The 18,863-nt window shown below is 61.4% G+C and carries 10 protein-coding genes and 1 pseudogene; 5 read left to right on the top strand and 6 right to left on the bottom strand.

All coding sequences use genetic code 11. The features are described from left to right. Nucleotides 1–466 precede the first annotated feature (466 nt). Both V5E97_RS12280 and V5E97_RS12275 read left to right on the top strand, forming a co-directional pair. Nucleotides 467–3,463 carry a Calx-beta domain-containing protein gene (locus V5E97_RS12280; RefSeq protein ID WP_406699610.1) on the top strand — a complete coding sequence of 999 codons (2,997 nt, stop codon included), beginning with the start codon at nucleotides 467–469 and terminating at the stop codon, nucleotides 3,461–3,463. A 124-nt stretch (nucleotides 3,464–3,587) separates the two neighbouring features. Next, nucleotides 3,588–5,669, top strand: a complete 2,082-nt coding sequence (locus tag V5E97_RS12275) for a hypothetical protein (RefSeq protein WP_406699609.1) — start codon at nucleotides 3,588–3,590, stop codon at nucleotides 5,667–5,669. A gap of 241 nt (nucleotides 5,670–5,910) precedes the next feature. Here the strand turns inward: V5E97_RS12275 and V5E97_RS12270 are convergent. From V5E97_RS12270 to V5E97_RS12260, 3 genes and pseudogenes are all read right to left on the bottom strand, one after another. After that, nucleotides 5,911–6,087: pseudogene (locus V5E97_RS12270) on the bottom strand (type II secretion system protein); the annotation flags it as partial. A gap of 52 nt (nucleotides 6,088–6,139) precedes the next feature. Then, complete coding sequence (locus V5E97_RS12265) at nucleotides 6,140–6,757, bottom strand: hypothetical protein (RefSeq protein ID WP_406699608.1); 618 nt, start codon at nucleotides 6,755–6,757, stop codon at nucleotides 6,140–6,142. Nucleotides 6,758–7,341: 584 nt separating this feature from the next. Next, on the bottom strand, nucleotides 7,342–8,376 hold the full coding sequence (locus V5E97_RS12260; RefSeq protein WP_406699607.1) for an extracellular solute-binding protein: 1,035 nt from the start codon (nucleotides 8,374–8,376) through the stop codon (nucleotides 7,342–7,344). Nucleotides 8,377–9,100: 724 nt separating this feature from the next. On the opposite strand from V5E97_RS12260, the gene V5E97_RS12255 reads away from it, so the two are divergent. Then, nucleotides 9,101–9,622 carry a hypothetical protein gene (locus V5E97_RS12255; RefSeq protein WP_406699606.1) on the top strand — a complete coding sequence of 174 codons (522 nt, stop codon included), beginning with the start codon at nucleotides 9,101–9,103 and terminating at the stop codon, nucleotides 9,620–9,622. 281 nt (nucleotides 9,623–9,903) lie between these two features. On the opposite strand, the gene V5E97_RS12250 is transcribed toward V5E97_RS12255, so the two are convergent. The 3 genes from V5E97_RS12250 to V5E97_RS12240 all read right to left on the bottom strand — a co-directional run bounded on the left by V5E97_RS12250 (nucleotide 9,904) and on the right by V5E97_RS12240 (nucleotide 13,838). After that, a complete protein-coding gene (locus V5E97_RS12250; protein ID WP_406699605.1) occupies nucleotides 9,904–11,595 on the bottom strand; it encodes an ABC-F family ATP-binding cassette domain-containing protein in 1,692 nt (563 codons plus the stop codon). Nucleotides 11,596–12,381: 786 nt separating this feature from the next. After that, the gene (locus tag V5E97_RS12245) at nucleotides 12,382–12,918 is read right to left on the bottom strand and encodes a hypothetical protein (protein ID WP_406699604.1); all 537 of its coding nucleotides are present in this window, start codon (nucleotides 12,916–12,918) and stop codon (nucleotides 12,382–12,384) included. A 107-nt stretch (nucleotides 12,919–13,025) separates the two neighbouring features. Continuing rightward, a complete protein-coding gene (locus tag V5E97_RS12240; RefSeq protein WP_406699603.1) occupies nucleotides 13,026–13,838 on the bottom strand; it encodes an SDR family NAD(P)-dependent oxidoreductase in 813 nt (270 codons plus the stop codon). 240 nt (nucleotides 13,839–14,078) lie between these two features. On the opposite strand from V5E97_RS12240, the gene V5E97_RS12235 reads away from it, so the two are divergent. After that, a complete protein-coding gene (locus V5E97_RS12235; protein WP_406699602.1) occupies nucleotides 14,079–15,413 on the top strand; it encodes a hypothetical protein in 1,335 nt (444 codons plus the stop codon). Nucleotides 15,414–16,009: 596 nt separating this feature from the next. Beyond that, entirely contained in the window at nucleotides 16,010–18,856 is a 2,847-nt protein-coding gene (locus V5E97_RS12230; RefSeq protein WP_406699601.1) for a PAS domain S-box protein, read from the top strand. Nucleotides 18,857–18,863 lie beyond the last annotated feature (7 nt).

Below are 18,863 nucleotides of genomic sequence, written 5' to 3'. Positions count from 1 at the left end.
TTGCAGTAATAGACATACCAGGGGTCATAAACCCTGGCGTCCCAATGCCCTCGGCCGGTGCTCCGCCTGCAAAGAAGGGGATTTCGCATCCCCGCCCCGGGTTTGCGCGCGATTCAATGGTTGCCCCTTCAAGGCTGCTCACAAAACTCGCCTCAACACGATGATCCTTTGCCCCGGGCTGAAGGATCATTCCGCATTGCGCTTTCACGCAAATCTGAAAATCCCAATATTTTGCAATAATTCGTTCAACTTATCCGAGGATTCGAACGCGCCGATCCCTCGAATTGAAAGAACTGCCATTGTCGGCATTTTCAGCATGTTTTATTAACTCATTTTCACACACGGGGTGAATTTTTCTGGGTCGGCATGAGGCTCAGCCACGGACGATCGTGCTTCTCACCAGGCTCAGGTGAGTCCGGCGTCTTCGAAAAGGTGAACGATGACTTCCAGTTCGTGGCGACGGTGGATGAATCAGCGATCCCTCCCCACTCTGGGCGAGCGCCCGCTCCGCCAGCGCCAACCTGCCAGGCACTGGGAAGGGTGCGAGTCGCGTCAGCTCCTGTCCGTCACGATCAGTAACGTGACATTGATCGAGCCCCCCTCGGGAACGGCGGACGCCGTCTTCACCGTCTCGCTCGACCGGCCGAACCAGAATGAGTCGGTGAAAGTCGACTTCGCCACCCAGGATGCCACTGCCAAGGCGGGCCAGGACTACCAGGCTGTCCGCGGTACCTTGACCTTCGCACCCGGCGAGACCGCCAAGAAGATCGCCGTCCCGATCATTGGCGGACTGGCCCGCGGGCCTCACGACGCGTTCACCGTGAACCTGACGAACCCGGTGAACGAGACGCTCCACCCGAGCCTCAAAGTGGGCATGGGGACCATCCTCCCCACCCCTTGGCTGTCGATCGGCGATGTCAGCGTGGTCGAGGGAGAGGCGGGAACGACCAACGCCGTTTTCAAAATCACGCTCGACCCGCCGAACCACGATCAAATCGTCTCGGTCCAGTACGACACGTCAGACGGCACTGCCAAGGCCGGTTCCGACTATCAGGCGACCCGCGGCACCTTGACCTTCGCGCCCGGTGAGACTTCCAAGTCGATCACAGTCCCGATCAACCACGGGACTGCCGTCGAATCGGTCGAGTCCTTCTCCGTTGACTTGAAGTCGCCCAAGAATGCCGTCGTGCGCGACGGTCAAGGGATCGGGACGATCACCAATCCTATCAAGGCGGGAACACTTGATTTCAAGGCCCCCACCAACCGCGCGGAGGCTGAGGCCGGCACCGCCTCCATCACGGTGACCCGGACCGGGGGAACCGCCAGCGCAGTCGGAATCAACTATTCCACCCAAGGGGGCTCGGCCGTCGCAGGCACCGACTACACGCCCGTTTCGGGGACGCTCACTTTCGCCGCCGATCAGACGAGCCAGACGATCACCGTACCGATCCTCGCCAACCCCCAGCGCAAGAGTGATCAAACGGTCGACCTCGTCTTGAGCAACCCGACCGGCGGCGGATCGCTCGGATCCAACCGCCGCACCACGCTGACTCTCGCCGCGCCAAGTCATTCGACCGACGAACCGAGCACGCCTACGCCCGCTCCGAGTACGCCTACGCCCACTCCGAGCACGCCTACGCCCGCCCCGAGTACGCCTACGCCCACTCCCAGTACGCCTACGCCGGGCACCCCGAAGCCAGCCGGATCAATTCCGGACGACAATGGGGCGCCGAGCCAGCCCGCTCCCGTCGTTTCCATCCCTCGATCAACGATTGTCACGACCACCGAGGACAGTGGCCCCGGGTCGCTCCGCCAGGCCATTCTGAATGCCAACGCCAACCCCGGCCCGGACACGATCCGGTTCGACGTCTCAGGGGAAGGCCCGCGCTCGATTCGTCCGACATCCGCCCTGCCGACGATCACCGATCCGGTGACCATCGATGGCACTTCTCCGCAAGGCCGCCAGAAGGCTCCGCGGATCGAGCTCACAGGCACTGACGCGGGGGCCCGGGCGAATGGTCTGACCATCACCGCGGGAGGAAGCACCGTCCGTGGGCTGGCGATCAACGGGTTCACCGGCTCGGGGATTCTGCTCGAAGGAGGCGGCGGAAATCACGTCGAAAGCAACGCGATCGGAACGAGCGTCGACGGTGAGTCCGCCAAGGGGAATGGCCTCGCCGGGATCTTGATCCACCAGTCGTCCAACAACACGATCGGGGGACCAGAGTCGACGGCGGGAAACCTCGTCTCGGGCAACTTCGGGTCGGGAATCATCCTCTCGGGTACGTCGACGAAGCATAACCTCGTTCAAGGGAACCACATAGGCACAGACGTCGATGGGGACGATCCGCTTGGCAATCAACTCGACGGCATTGTCCTCGACAACGCGCCCGAAAACAGGATCGGCGGAGTCGAGCAGGGACGAGGAAACCTGATTTCGGGCAACCGCCTCACGGGCCTCCGGATCCTCGGCTCGGGAGCCGCCGACAACGTCATCCAAGGCAACGAAATCGGTACCGACCGGACCGGGACCCGCGCGATCGGCAACGCGTTCGACGGCATCTTCAACAGCGGAGCGCCCGGCAATACGATCGGCGGCACCGCGGCGAACGCAGGCAACTTGATCTCGGGGAACGGCGGGGTCGGCATCCAGCTCCATTCGCGAGGGGCGAATGCGAACCAGGTCCAAGGGAACCTCATCGGCACCGACGCGACGGGAACGCATCCGATCGGGAACGCTCACGGCGGCGTCTTCCTCAACAACGCCCGCGGAAACACGATCGGCGGCACGTCCCAGGGCGCCCGCAACGTCATCTCGGGCAACCCACTGGTCGGGGTCCAACTCGCCGGCCGGACGGCCACGGGAAACGTCGTGCAGGGGAACCTGATCGGCACTGACATTCAAGGCGTGCCGCGTCTGGGGAACACCGTGGGCCTTTTCCTGGGAGGAACGACCGGAAACACGATTGGTGGATCCGGCCCCGCAGACAATACCGTCAGGGGAAACACCCAGGCGGAAGTGGCCACGAAGCCGATTCCGGTCGCACGCTCCGCCGGCACCGGCCGCCGTCAGGCTCACGCAACGGGGCCTTCGATTACGGGGATCACCAAGAACCTCAATGGGTCGGAGCTGACCTCGCTCGTTGTGAAGTTCAGCGAACCCGTCGATCGTTCCCGGGCTGAGGATATCGGCAACTATCGGTTGCGACTTCCAGGACGAGACCACAGCTTCAGCGCCAACGACGCGATCGCCGTGCCGGTCCGCTCCGCGAGCTACAACGCCTCCACAACGAGCGTCACCCTCACCCTCGCCACCCCGCTGCGATCCAGCGGCCCCGTCCAGTTCCGAGTGAGCGGACAGCCCGGCCGGGGAATCGCCAACCTGGCTGGCCATTACCTTGTCGGCAGTGGCCAAGGCCAAGCGAAAAACGACGTCATCTCGATCCTGAGGCTGACGTCGTGACCCTCGCTCCTTCTGGCGGAGTCGAACGCATGGGTCTCAGGAACATGGATCTACAAGACGGCGGCCGATCGCGATGACACTCTCGACAGTTAATCCCGGAAGCCCTGATCCCCGCGGAGCGGTCATGAACTCGATCCACTCCCTGGTTCTCGTTGGTGCGTGGGCTTTGCTGGCGACCACGCCCACGCCCACCCGAGCCGACGCCCCCCAGGGAGCCTCGGTCGACGCTCGATCAGCCCACTCAACGCACTACGCCAAGCGAATGACCGTGCCCGATTGCCCGCACTGCCGCCCGACAGTGCGTCTTGCGGAGTCGACCAAGCCCACGCCCGCCGGGACCACAATCGCCGCCGTTGCCGTGCCGAAGACCGCGATTTCGCTCCCGGAAGCAGCTCTTGGCGATCCAGGTGTCAGGCAGGCCCAGATCCTCTCGACGCCGAACTCCCCTGGCCCATCGATTCCCGAGATTCCGACCGAGAGTTCCGCATCAAACTTCGCCATCCCCATGATCCCCACGGACGAACTGGCCAAACCCACGATCGAATCCCCGTATCCGAATATCGAAGACGCTCTGATTACTTTACGGCCTTCCACGCCCGCATTTCCGATCCAGCGGCCACAGCGAACGCCGGCCCCAAGTCTGTCTCCGTTAGGGGCCAACACCGAAGTCGCAATCCCCGCGTTCCCCGCGCTCAACCCGGTTGCGACCTCCCCAGTGGTGAGTCGAACCTCAACGGCTCCCCTCACTGCATCGGCCGAAATTGGAGAGCCCAAGCTTCCCGAACTGCCGGATGACCTGAAAGGTCCCGATCCTCGGGGCATGTCCGGGGCGCGGAGTTCGTCAGAACCGACCGTGACCACCCCCTCGCCGATACCACGGCCCGCCTTCTTACCCCCGGCGGACGTTGCAGAATCCGCATTGGTCGCGGCGGCATCGGATCCGACTCCTTTATTTCCAAGCACCACGAAACCAGACCTGGCAGTCCCTTTCCTTCTCGGCTCCAATCCCGCGCCGGCGATTGCCGCCGCCTCGGGGCAAGGACCGAGCGTCCGGATCCTGACCACGACGCCCTTGAATTCGACGCTGGCCATGCCAGCCCCCGCGGCGGGATCGTTAGGCCTTGCGCCTCCTGAAGCGACCTTCGACAGCGTCGCCGCGCCGACTCCGATCGAGGTTCCCGGGGACGACGGTTCGTCCTCGAATGGCTTTAGCGCACTCCCGGTCATGATCGGCGACCAGTCCCCCGCATCCCTGCTGACGGGAATGGCCGTGCGCAGACCGATGCGGCCCGGCCAGCCGCCGACGCCCCCCTCTCCCTTCGCGAGGACGGCCCAGGGGGCGACTCTCGTTCCTTGGGCTCGCGGGTTCAAGATCGCGGACAACCAAAGTCCGATGCCTCAAGATCGAGTCTTCTACTCGTTTAATTACTTCAACAACATGAATGGCGACGTGAATCGTCGGCTCGGCTCGCCGATCAGCGACATGCAGGTGTATCGCCAGCTCCTTGGGCTCGAGAAGACATTCTGGAGAGGGAACGCCTCGGTTGGTGTCCGCTTGCCAATCGATACGCTCTGGACCAACAGCGCCGATCCGTCGCTACGCAACAACAGCACGTCCGTCGGCGACGTCACGTTCTTCACCAAGTTCTTGCTTTACGACAACCCCGCGGTGGGGAGCCTGCTTTCCGGCGGGCTGGCCGTGACCGCGCCGACCGGCCCGGCCTCATTCGCGGGTTCCTCCTCGGCCTTCGGCTTCCGCAACACCCAGATCCAGCCGTTCCTCGGCTATATCCTCCGCCGAGGTGACTTCTACCTTCAGGGCTTCTCGGCGATCGACGTCCCGACCGACTCGCGCGACGTCACGATGTGGTACAACGACCTGGCCCTGGGCTACTTCGTCTACGAGAGCGCCGACCCTTCGTCGTTCCTCTCGGCCGTGGTCCCCACATTCGAGCTTCACCTGAACGATCCGCTGAACCACCGCGGAGCGCTTCGGCCCAACGATCCGGCCGGCACCCCAGATGTGCTCGACCTGACCTTCGGGACCAGCTTCATCATCCGGAAGCGGCTTGTCGCCACCGTCGGCTGTTCGTTCCCGGTCACCGGTCCGCGCCCGTTCGACGTCGAAGCCGTCGCTCTCTTGAACTTCTATTACGGCCGCTATGGGATGGCCCAGCCCTGGCCCATGCCGCCCGTCAGCCGTTGAAATCCCTGGCCCGCTCGCACATCTCTCTCAAAGCGAAATTGCCACGAATCCGACTCCTTTTCGGCAAAGAGGTCGGGAGGTCGGGCTGGGCCCACAATGGCCTGCTGACGAAGTCATTTCGATACGTCGTCAAATTACTCATATTTATGTGCCTTTTTCGCCCCCAGCAGCCGATATCCCCGCGGATCCAGTTGAAATAGAAGAGAAATGAACACAACAGCATGATTTTGTAGGGCAAGACGCTTGATTCGTAGCTCGTAAGCGCCAGCCCACTTTGCTTGAGGTTGTTAACGCACTGAATGCGTCGAGCCGCCTGGATCGCAGGTAAAAGCAAGACGATCAGGACGGCGATGATCGCGATCACTACGAGCAGTTCGATCAGGGTGAAGCCGCGTCGGCCCGACTCGAGTCGCCGCATTCCGGAAGACTTCTTGGCAAGGTTGGCGGGAACGTTAGCCCGGGCCCACGGGTCATTGTTCACGGACCGTCAGATCGTCGAAATACGATTGCGCATCCGCCTTGGACCACAGGCCCACCATTCCGGCCGCCGTGAAGGTCGGGTCGTCGGCTTCGAGAAATGGCTTGCCGTCGAGGTCGCAAGTGATCTTCGACCCGATCATGGTCGCTCGGAGGGTATGCCACCGATCGTCGCCAGGGACCTTGGCGTCGGCGAGTTGCGTGCGCTTGCCTTCGACCACCTTGTAAAGCCGGTAATTGTCCTCGAGGGGGTTGTAGCGGCAGATGTAGTAGTTGGCCTTATCCTTGGCCCGCCAGACCAGGCCGCCCCCCTGGTCGATCTCGCCGGCCACGGCCTTCACCCGCACGCTCAGGTCGACGTCTTTGCAGTTCGTGGGTCGGACGAGTGCCACGTTGTAGATCGCATTCTCGTTCTTCGCCTTCTGGTGAAGGACACGGTTCCCGCTATCCTTGACCACCTCCCAAACCCCCACTTCGCTCTGAAAATCCTTGGCAGCCCTGCCAGGTTCGTCGCTCTCGAAGTTCCAGGTTCTCGCACCGTTTTGGCGGGCCATGACCGGCATCGCGATCAACGCAATAGCGGCCAGGAGCGTAGATCCTCGAAACAGCATGTCAACTATTTTCCTATTTCTTGTATTCATCATTTTTTCTCTACCCGAGGAAGAGAGACTCGACGCCCCCGATGACCGCTTACATCGCGATTCAAACAACTTTAATGTTTTCTGATTAACAAAAGCTGTTAACGTCGCCGACTTGAGTTGCAGATCGATTCTCCCACGCTCGCTCTGGCGGGAACGTCCCTCCGCGGCCACCGCGCTCCACCGAAATCAATGGAGATCCGCTTGCCCCACTGACCGAATGGGCATTGCAATTGCTACGGCGAGCCCTTTGGGCGATCGAAGAGCGTTTCCGAGCGATCAGAAACAAGAAAGGCCCAACCTCGTCAGTCTGACAACCGCAAAACAGGTGACGGTCTCGGACTTGAAGGTCACGCGGGCCGTCGTGGCGTGCTTGCCGCTGTAGACCACTCTCCCATCTCGCTCCAGAAGGGCACGTTCCCACTCGCCCTGCAGTTGTTCCCAGTCATTGGGGGGGAGTGGGCCATCGTCGAGAACGCGGCCCTTCTCAAACGCGCGATCGAATTGCCATGATCCGCGAGCGACCCGATGGTAATCCGCCGTAATGAGAGCACTTCTCAGCCGGCGAACTCGTCGGCGAGGAAGGCGGCAACCCGGTCCCAGAGTTTCGCAGCGGCCTCGAAGTCGACCTCCATCGCGTGGACCGTCTTGGGCGTCTCGACGCGAGCCTTCGCGGTTGTACTCTTCAAGAGAGGGATCTGCGCGCTCGGTCCGGTCGCCAGCGCAGACTCAACCTCGGGGCTGAGCAGATAATCCGCCAGCGCCTCTGCCTCTTTGCGATGCGGGGCACCCTTGATGATGGCGAGTGTGTTGGGAATGAACAGCGTGCCGAGGCCGTCGGGACTGCGGTCCGGATAGACGATCGCCACCGGATTGCCCGCGTCGATCTCGCCGATCGCGTCGTCGGTGTCTGTCAGCCCGAAAGCAATCTGCCCCGAGCCGACAGCCTGGGCCACTTGCTTGTTTCCCGAGAGCACTTGCACTCCATTGGCTTTGAGGCCCCGGAAGTAGGCCTTGGCCTTCTCCTCTCCCAGGTTTGCGAACAGACAGGCGGCATGGGTCGCCGTCGTGCCGAAGAGCGGCTTGGCGATGCCGATCTTTCCCTTCCATTTCGGATCGAGCAGGTCCTTGATCCCTTTGGGACGGGCAGCCTCGGCCACGAGTTTCGTATTGACCAGAATGATCCGGGCGCGGGCCGCGAAGCCGTACCAGGTCCCGTCCTTGGCGCGGAAGGTCGCCGGCAGGTCGCCAACTCGTGAGGGATGATAGGGTGTAAGCAATCCCTTATCTTTGAGTCGGATCGTATTGAGAATCTCGTTGTTCCAGAACAGATCGCACCGGGTTCGCACCGACTCGGCCATAATCAGGTTCGTCAGGCCCACCGTCTTGGTGCTCTCGACATCAAACTTGGGCACGACCCGAACGCTAGCCCGCTTCGAAAACGCGTCGAGGATCGGTTCCGAGAACTCACGGTCGAGCGCCGTGTAAACAACCACGGAATCGGCCGCCACTACCTGGGCCGCTCCCCGATCGGCGAGAAGCATCGCGAGCGCCAACGTCAGCGCCGTGCCCATCGTTAATGATTTTAACATCTGAGGTCTCCCTGGTGCCAAGGTCGCTGGTGATACTACGACGATTGTCATGCCAGGGCAAGTCTCAAACTGAGAAAATTAAGAGACAATGTTCTTCGGTCTCGACGACTCGGCTAAGCAGGTGGACATGGTCTTCCATAACATTGAATGATGTGCAAGTCCTGGGTGCCACGGGTTGTACTCAACCCGTGAGCCTAAAACCTGCGCAATCGTTCACGGGTTGAGTACAACCCGTGGCACCCAACGGCCTTTGCATTCCCACGGTCACCCATCAGAAAATCAAAGAAAACCGAGACCAACGGCTTAGGAGTCCTCAATCGCCCCCTCCAGACGGTTGGTTGCGGTCATCGCCACCACGATCAACGACCGGCGCAATCAGTAAGCTTGCATGGCAATGAAGTCGTAATCGGAGCGGTGGATTGTTCGGCAAAAGCACATCCGCTACCCTCTCGGGACGAGAGCGGATCTCGCCCCCCTTTTTTCAATGATCGATGACGGGGCGAGAAGCTCGATGGATTTCCGGCCCGATCGAATCAGTAGCACGGCCGGCCCGGCCGTGTCCCCCTCGGCCCAGGGCCAGTCCTCAGACTCGCGCCGACCCCGAGGGAATTACGGCCGGGCCGGCCGTGCTACTGCAAACAACCCGTTGCGGTAACCGCAAGAATCATCGGTTCTTTCGCTCGGTCGCGGATCGTCGTTTTCTTTGCCTGCATAGGAATCCGAGATGGAATACCTTGAAATCAAGGAACGCCGGGATCTACTTGGCAAAGAGTTGATCGGACGTCTCTACTTTCTCCCCAAGTTAAAACGGATCATCTTGGCCCCGGTCTATCTCAATTCCGCAAGCCTCGATTTCGAACAGGATCAGGTCGAGATCATGCCGATCGACGGCCCGATCGGCTGCGAAGAGCTCGGGCGAAAAGCTTACGAGACTCTTCTGCGTTGCGATCGGAAAGACCTCAATCTCAGTGGTCACAAAGCGAGTGACTGGGAGGTTTACCGAGCTTCGGGTGCCAAGAGCCTACGTCAGTTTGCGCAGCAATCGATCCGAATCGAGCTGAGGACCCTGCCTGTCTTCATCGAGGTCCAAGCTTGGCCCCCCCAGAGCGAAGTCCGGAACATCTATGAGTTGGGGATACAGGTTCGGGCCTTCGTCAATCTGGTGGGAGCGGACCACGAACTTGGCACACTGATCCTGCGTCTCGTGCGTTGCTGTCAGAGGCTCCATTCCGATGGCCTTGCCTGAAGGGAAAGCTTTCGGCCCCGCCTCGAATCGCTTCCCGAGAGTCTAAGCATTCCCCAAAAGACCAGGGGCGGTGAGCATGGAAGGCCGAAGGGGGAACGTTGGACACCGCCTTCGTCAACCGGCTTTGGAGGCCCACGAACCACAAACGCTTACCCAAACAAGACGACATAAAAAAACGGCCCGAGACGGGCGGCTCCCTGAGGTGGAGCCGCCCGTCTCGGGCCTGTTGTCAAGGCTTGTTCATTTCTGAAACAAGTGAGTCAAGCGTCGAGAGCCGAGACTCAGGCCACCGACGCATCACGCCGCTTGCCGGCCTCGGGCTTGCCAGTCGCTTTGGGCTTCACGCCACGTGTGAGCAAGGCGAACGGACTATCCACATCCGTCTTCTTGCTTTTCACGTAGAGATAGTTTTCATAGTCACACGGGTAGACCGTGAGGCTGCCGTGATCGACCTCGATCACCTTGTTGGCGACGGCCCGGATGAAGTGTTCATCGTGGGAGATGAAGCAGAGGGTCCCTTGATAGGTTTGCAGCGCCTCTTCAAGGATGTCGCGACTGGCGATATCAAGGTGGTTAGTCGGCTCGTCCATCATGATGAAGTTGTGGGCAACGGTCAGGATCCGGGCCAGGCAGAGCCGGGTCTTCTCTCCACCGGAGAGCGCCCCGACCGGTTTCTCGACGGTCTCACCGCTGAAGAGGAAGGCGCCGAGCATGTGCCGCAAGGCACCTTCGCTCGCCCCTGGATGGACGGAGCGGAGGCTCGCCAGCACGGTTCCCTTGAGGTCGAGCGCCTCGACCCGGTGCTGAGCGAAGTAGGTCGGGAAGACGTTGGTTCCCAGAATCCGTTCGCCCTGGGACGGTTCGAGCAGTCCGACAAACAGCTTCATCAAGGTCGTCTTGCCGGCGCCGTTGGGTCCGACCAGGACAACCCGATCCCCGCGGTCGATTTCGAGATTGAGGCCGTCGTAAACCTTCTTTTCGCCGTAGGAGAAGCCAAGGTTGCTCAGCTTGGCCACGACCTGGCCGCTCCGCGGGGGATCCGGCAGCTTGATTCGCATCGCCGAGGTGTCGGTCTGAGGCGCCTCGATCCGATCCATCTTCTCGATCGCCTTCATTCGGCTCTGCGCTCGCGCGGCCGTCGAAGCGTTAGCGCGGTTCCGATCGACGAAGTCCTGCATTTGGCGGAGCTTCTTTTGCTGGCCGTCAAATGACGCCTGCTGGACCGCGAGCCGATGCTCCTTCTGGGGCAGATGCGCCGAGTAGTTGCCCGGATACGCATGCAGCTTGCCCATATCGAGCTCAAACGTCTTCGTGATCACCCGGTCGAGAAAGTCACGGTCGTGGCAGGTGATCAAGATGGCGCCCGAGTAGGACTGGAGAAAGTCCTCGAACCACTTCACGCTGAGAAGATCCAGGTGGTTCGTCGGTTCGTCGAGCAGGAGGAGGTCATGCTGGAAGGCCAGCAGGCCGCCGAGCGCCAGTCGCATCGCCCACCCGCCGGAGAGCGTCTTGACGGGGGAGTCGAGTTGAGCGACGGAGAATCCGAGGCCGAGCAAGATGGCCTTGGCCCGCGCTTCCATCTCGTAGCCACCGGCGACGTCAAACGCCTCCATCGCGTCATCATACGAGTCGAGTGCCTTGGGATCTCCGTCCTCCAGGCCCTTCATGACTTCCTTGAGCTTGAGATCGGCTTCGGTCCAGGGGCCCAGGTGGGCCAGCATGTTCTCGAAAACGCTCCCCGTCTTGAGCGGGTGAATCTCCTGCGGCAGGTAGCCGATCGAGCCTTTGCGGTCCCGATTCAGGCTCCCCGCGTCCAGATGCTCCAGGCCCATCAAGATTTTAAAAAATGTCGACTTGCCCGAACCGTTCTTCCCCAGCAGGCCGATTCGCTCGCCCCGTACGATTGACGCATCGATGCCGTCATAGAGGGTCTGGCGGCCGAAATTCTTCTGCGCATCGATCAGGCGTATCATGACGAGGGAGATCTCGAGGGTCGCGGGATGTTGGGAAACGAGCTAAGGTGTGTCCACTGGAACCGGAGAGGCATGATGCCAACCAAAACGCCGCGCAATCGGGGTCAGCCCAACCTCAATCAACAGTCGGAGGGCCAACAACCAGACCGGGGCACAGTATTATAGAACGATTCCCAGTCCTCCGCAAGATCTTGCAATCAGTTGCGAAGACAGCAGGAAAATTTTGCAGGTTTCTCCAAACATATCTGATCCTGTGGCGAATCAAGGGTGAGGACCGCTTCGATTTGACATAGAACGATTCCGGACGTATCGATTCAGTACCGTTCCCGCAGCGAACGAACGATTCCCAGCGACAATGATCGTCGCGAGAAACGAGTTCTCGAAGGAGGCGCGGGCGATGGACGGAGAATTCTTGAGAATTGGGTTTCATTCGACGATGACGACGAAGCAAAAAGAAACCTTCGACCCGGCCACTCTGGCGGCTTCAGTGCGCAACGTCGCCTTTGAGGCGAGGCGAATCCTCAACGATTCGGCTCGAAGCCCCTACGAAGTGGGAGCGCTGACAAGGCGCATCAACGACTTACGAAATCAGGTGCCAAGCCGCTCCAGCAGCGAACTGTCACGGTGGCTCAAAAGCCTTTCCTGTAAAGTGGAATCGGACCCCAAAAGACATCAAAAGGTCACGGTGTGAAAGGATCGATCCACCGGATGAAATGGGGATGATCCGCTTCTCGTAACCCCAAGAATGACGTGAGCCGTCAGACCCAAATCACGATCCCAAGATCGTCACCGTTGTGACGAACGGCCCCATTTCGCCGGCTTGAGCGCGGGTTTGCGACCGCGCTGTTTTGCTTTCGAAGCTTGGGCTCTCGGCATCGGCTTGGAGGCGGCCGGCTCAGGCCACACTTGATCCTCAAAATCGCTCGAGGATCGGAGAGTCCCGCGACCGGAAAGGTCCCGTCGATCGCGGGTTGGAAATCGAGTTTCGTGACCGGGGGGCCCCGGCGTCGGGCCATTCATCCCGGCGTAGCCAACGGGACCGCTCATGATGGCGTCCATTCCGCTGCCGTTGCCAAGCCCGCCACCACTCACCGCCGCGGGGATTTGGTAGAGGGAAAAGCCCTCGATCTCGGTGAATTGCGGAACGACTCCCAGTCGCACATAGCGGCGATCGTGTGAGACAATGGGGGTTGCGGAGAGAACCGCACCGTCGGGAAAACGGCCGACATTGGGAAAAAATCCCACGGCCTGGCCGCACGCGGTCGCCGGTTCGCTCAGCCCAAAGACCCCGACGACCACGATCCAGGTCTGCCATCGAGTCATGATCGGTCCTCCTCTGGCCCAGGGCACGACGCGGACTTCGTGATCGGCACCATGCGGTCTGCCCATGATTATGGGCAGAGCCTACGATGCGTTGGAAGGGGCCTCGCTCACCAATGCATCACATAACCGCCGTCGACGTTGATCGTCTGGCCCGTGACGTTCTTGGCGCGTGGCGAGGCGAGAAAGACGGTCATTGCGGCGATATCGTCTGCGTCTTGCCAGCGGCCCAACGGCACCAGCCGTTGGATCTTTTCGGCCGACCATGCCTCATATGAGAGACGCTCTTCGGCGGGAACCCGAGCGGCCCAGGCCTCGTAGACCGACCTGTTCAGGGCCGTCTTGACCATGCCGGGGCAGAGCGTGTTGACCCGGACTCCGGACGGTGCCAGGTCCTTCGCCGCGCACTGGGCAAAGTTGATGAGCCCCGCCTTCGAGGCACTATAAGGCGGGTCGGTCTGCGACCCGATCTGGCCGGCCACGGACGCCAGAAACAGGAGCGTTCCCGCTCGGGCCGCCGCCATATTCGGGGCGAACGCGTGCGCGGTATTGACCGCCCCGAGCAGGTTGACCTGGAGGACTTGCCCCCAATCGGCCGGTTCGAGTCCCCAGAACGGCATCCCGAATTTTCCGGAACCGACCGCGGCCGCATAGACAACGTGATCGCAGCGCCCAAATCGGCCCCGGATCTCCTCCTCAGCCCCGCGCATCGCGGCCAGGTCGGTCGCATCCACAACAAGTGACACGCTTCGAGCGAGTCGCCCCTCCCCGATTCCCGACGAGTCAACGCGCTCGACCTCGAGGTCACGATCCAAGACGACGGCCGAGCAACCCTCGGCGAGGAACGCCTCAGCGATGGCGCGCCCCATCCCGCGCGCTCCTCCAACGACCACGGCGACCTGGCCCGAAAGTTGAAGATCCATATGCCCAGCACTCCTGCCACCAACCTGATGCGACCCGAGAGTAAACCGCTCTCCAGACATTCGCCTCATTATCCAACCAGGCTCCCCGGCTTCAACCTTTCCGTGGATCACGAGGGAACAATGTCGCCTGCACACCAGGCCTTGCAATCCACAAGCTCCGCAAAGCCGTTTCAGTTTATCGTCTCCGCGTGACGATCAAAGGGAACAAGACTCTGCGCTGGCGGAGCAGGAGACGCACGGATGCTGAATCGATCAGGAATTGTCCGAAATGGAGCGATGCTGCTCCTCCTGGTCGCGTCCGGCTGCGCTCATTTGCAGGGTGACCGGTCCGGTTGCTGTGGCCCATTGCCTGGGGATGCGCCCGCCCTGACGATTCCGCCGGTCGTGGAACGAGGGACGATCAGCCCCGATCTCTCTCAGCTCGCCTCCTTCGAGACGCTCGAAAACGCTCTGAGCCAGGAGCGGGGCGCCGTTTCAACCTACCGCGCGCTCTCGGCCCGCGACTGCCAGTGCCTCGCGGCCCGATCGTCGAGCGTCGGCAATCTTCTCGATCAGCGGGCGAACGGTTGCCTCGAGCAGGCCAGGGGGACGGGTCCGCTGCGCGACGAGGTCAATCGAACCACGCTCGTTCATGAAGGAATGTTGCGCGACGCCGCGCTCGAGGCACGCAACCGATCGGCCGGCGCGGCCCTCGAACTCTTCTTCAAGCTGGCCGAAGCCGAGGGGCGGCTCGACGTCCTCAAGCAGAGCCTCGTCGAGATCGAGGAAACCCTCGCCAGTGGCGAGCGGATGAAAGCAAAGGGAATGCAGCTCGGCGACGATTTCGAGATCCTCCGCCGTCAGCGCGTCGCGACTCTCAATAGCAACATCGAGCTCGACCTGGCAATCGAACGACTCAACACCGAGCTCCAGCATCAGCTCAAGCTCGGTCCGACCGGGGAGCGCTGGCGAATCTGGCCCGTTGTGGAGGAGAGCGTCATCGCCGATCCCATCGATGTCACGGCGGCCGTCACACTCGGTTGGGAACACAGAGCCGACCTGGCGCTACTCCGACGGCTCGGCCAATCGCTCGATCGAGAGAACGCACCGCTCATCCGCGGGGTTCTCGGCCAGATTCATGCCCTTCTTGAACTCTCGAGCCAGGATGAGCTGACCGCGGGCAAAGTGCTCCTCAGCTTGTTCAAACGCCCACAAGCCAGCGATCGCGAGGTTCAGGAACTCTGCCGCCAGCTCCAGGCGTATCGGATCGAGCGCGAGCTCGCCGTTGCCGAGGAGATCCGCCAAGATGTCATGGTCGTGGCGGCCCGGCTTCGTCAGGTGGCGGTGGCCCGTGAAGAGGTTGACGGGTGGGATCGCCGGCTCGATGAGCTGAAGGCGAAGTCCGAACGAGGGATCAGCACCTTCCCCGAACGGACGACCGTGCAACTGAGGCGATTCGAGGCGCAAGGCGCGCTGATCGAACGGGTCATGGCCTGGCACATCGCCCGAGTCCACCTGGCTGAGCACCAGGGAATCCTCAGTGAGGGTTGCGGTCCAACCGCCTGCCCCTTGGCAACCTCTCCCAACCCGGGATGATCGGCCACCAGGAGCAACCGCCGCCCAATCGGGAACCACCAGCATTTGCCTCACTCTCTGCCGCAAAAGTCCCTCGCTCGTCTTTCGCGGCTCCCCTTTGAAGCAGTTCCACCGTCATTCTCAACACAGGGCCAAGGACGCTCCCCCCGGAAAACCAGCCCACCACCCGCACCGTCGGCACCCGGCAATCCCTGGCCCGCACCCAGGCATTCCCCTAGATCGCACGTAATTTTCAGACCTATGATCTTTCTAGATGAGAGGTTTCTCCCGATCCTCTTCGGGTCGCTCATTCAATGATTTGATTCAATAAATAACTATATTTTAATTCAGCCGACACGCCATCCAAAGAGTCGAAATCGTGGTGAGGCAGCCCGACCGATCCTGTGTGATCGGCCGGAGAAGCTCGCTTTCCGCAACGGTATCGGAGTTAGCCTGGAGCGACGCCGCGATCGGCCTTGTCGGCTAGGAAAAGCCAATGGGGTTCGGACAGGCGTCTTCGGCTGACCGCTTTTCCAATGGCAAAATCGGCCGGGATCGGAAATGGTTTCATGACGAAACGAAGACGATCCCATGACGGCCAGCGGAGCATATCTTTCTTGCCCGAAACAGCCTTCGAGAGTCAACCGAGGACGGCACACTCGTCCGAGAATCCGTTTCAGAGCCAACGGCGCAGGGTCGCGCGTCGCACCGACCGACTGTTCGCGGCGCTGCTCATAATCCAGTGGCTCGTCGTGGTCGCGACCGCGCTGCTCGGTTCACCTCGGGCATCGGCCGGACAGGCGGCTGCCCAAACTTCGCTTCATATCTGGGCCCTGATTGTCCTCGGCGGGGTGATCGCGAGCCTGCCCATCGCGTTGTCATTGGTGCGTGACATCGCTGAACGGAGGGAGGCCGATGAATGGCAAGCCCGCCTGGTAACGATTCTGGAGGCGACCACCGATTTCGTGGGTGTCGCCGACCGGAATGGGCGGGTCCTCTACGTGAACGGGGCAGGTCAGCGCATGGTTGGCATAAGGCAGGAGGAGGTCTTGCAGACCAACATCCCCGATTACCTGACCAACGAGGCCAAGAACACTGTCGAGAACGAGGGACTCGCCATCGCGAATCGAGAAGGCGTTTGGTCGGGTGAGGCCGTCTTCCAACGGCGCGACGGTAGCGAGATCCCGATCTCGCTGGTCATCCTCGCCCATAAAAATCCGCATGGAGTAGTCGAAAGCTTCTCCACAATCGCCCGGGACATTACGGAACGGAAGCGGGCGGAAAAGGCTCTGCTCCTGGTACGTGATGAGTTGGAGGTTCGGGTTGCGGAACGAACCGCCGAACTGAGCCGGGCGAACCAGGAACTGGTGCGTGAAGTCGCGGAGCGGAAGCGGGCAGAGAAAGCGCAGGCCCGCATGGTCGCGATCCTGGATGCGACGACCGACTTCGTGGGCATCGCGGACATGAAGGGACGGCCCCTGTACGTGAACGAGGCCGGTTTGCGGATGGTCGGATTGAAGGCCGAGGACCTCCCGCACGCCACCATCGCGGACTTTCATCCCGACTGGGTGATGGAACTCATCCGGAATGAGTCGATGCCCGCCTCAATCCGCGATGGGGTCTGGTCCGGTGAAGTCGCGCTGCTCCGGCGGGACGGGAGCGAATTCCCCGTCTCGATGGTCAGCCTCGCCCATAAAGATCCGCACGGGGATGTCGAGTTCACTTCCATTATCGCCCGCGACGTCACCGAGCGAAACCGGACGGAGCAGGAGATCCGCCTGCTGAACTCACAACTGAAAAACCGCCTGTACAGGCTGAAATCGCACCGCGAGATCGACAAGGCCATTACCGCCAGACTCGACCTGGGAATCACCTTCGACATCCTGCTCGATCAGGTCACGTCCCAACTTGGGGTCGATGCCGCAGACGTCCTCTTGATCGACTCGGACGCCCGAGAATTGCGTTACGCGAAGAGCAAAGGGTTTCAGACCGATTCCATGTTCAAGGTGCCTCTGGAGCTGGACCGAAGCATTCCGGGCCTGGTGGCCTTGGAAGCCCGGGCGCTCCACTTCGCGAACCTGAGCCAAGGGTCCCCGCAGTTTGTCCGGGCTGAGGCCATGCTTGAAGAAGGTTTCGTCGCCTATTCGGCTGTGCCGCTGATCTTCCAGGGGAAGGTCAAGGGCGTACTGGAAGTCTTCCACCGCGCACCTCTGGAATTGAATGAGGAGTGGCTCGATTTCTTTGGGGCCTTTGCAGGGCAGGCCGCCATCGCCATCGAGAACGCCACCCTGTTCGAGGACCTCCAGCGCACGAACGCCGAACTTACGGTGGCTTATGACGCGACCATCGAAGGCTGGTCCCGCGCCCTCGACCTCCGAGACAAGGAGACGGAGGGGCACACCCGGCGGGTGACCGAGATGTCCGTCCGGCTCGCTCGTGCCATGGGGATGGGCGGGGCCGATCTGATCAACGTACGGCGGGGGGCACTCCTCCACGACGTCGGCAAGTTAGGCATCCCCGACGAGGTTCTCTTGAAGCCGGGAGCGTTGACCGACGAAGAGTGGGCGCTGATGCGACGCCACCCGACCTACGCTTACGAATGGCTGGCGCCGATCGCGTTCCTCCGCCCCGCGCTGGAGATCCCATACTGCCACCACGAAAAGCTCGATGGAACCGGTTATCCGCGCGGCCTCAAAGGGGATGAAATTCCGCTGGCCGCCCGAATCTTCACGGTGGTCGATATCTGGGATGCGCTCCGTTCTGACCGTCCTTACCGCGCGGGGTGGCCAGAGGAACGAGTGCTCGCGTACATCAACGCACTCTCAGGTAGCCATCTCGATCCTCGTGTTGTTCAAGCCTTTTTCGAATGTCGGGCCACTGACCGAATGGACGCGGCGGAAGACTTCCCGCGTATGGCTGCCACCGAGTCAGTCGTCGGCAATCTCCCGGCTCGCCCGACCGTTCACAAGCCTGGCCACTTCCCGGCTGAACCCAAAGTCGAGAATCCCTTCGCGGCCCCCTCGGGCTTGACGATTTTGGTCGCCGAGAACAATCAACCGCATGGCCACATCTTGAATCGCACTTTAAAGTCGATGGGCCACGAAGTCCTCCTGGCTGCCGACGGTGAAGAAGCGTGGCGTGCCATCGTGCAAGGCCGGCCCCGGGTGGTGATCGCCGACTGGGTGTTGCCGCGACTCAACGGGCTCGCCCTTTGCCGCCGGATCCGGAACCGGACAGGGTTGCCATATACCTACGTCATCCTCGTCAATGGCCCGAGCGATGGCCAGAACCGAACGAAGGCGCTGAATGCCGGGGCTGACGATTTCCTCACCAAGCCGCTCGATCTCCAACAGTTGACTGCCAGCCTGGCGGTCGCCAGGCGCTTCCTCAACGTCCGCGGCGACCTAGCAAAAAGAAAAATTTACCCAGACCTGTTCACATTCGTGTCGCTTCCATCGTTGTAGCCGGGGT

The sequence above is a fragment of the Singulisphaera photorubra genome (assembly GCF_045290345.1).
Taxonomy (GTDB): Bacteria; Planctomycetota; Planctomycetia; order Isosphaerales; family Isosphaeraceae; genus Singulisphaera.
Note: the sequence above shows the minus strand (reverse complement) of the source record. Positions and strands in the feature narration are given on the sequence as shown.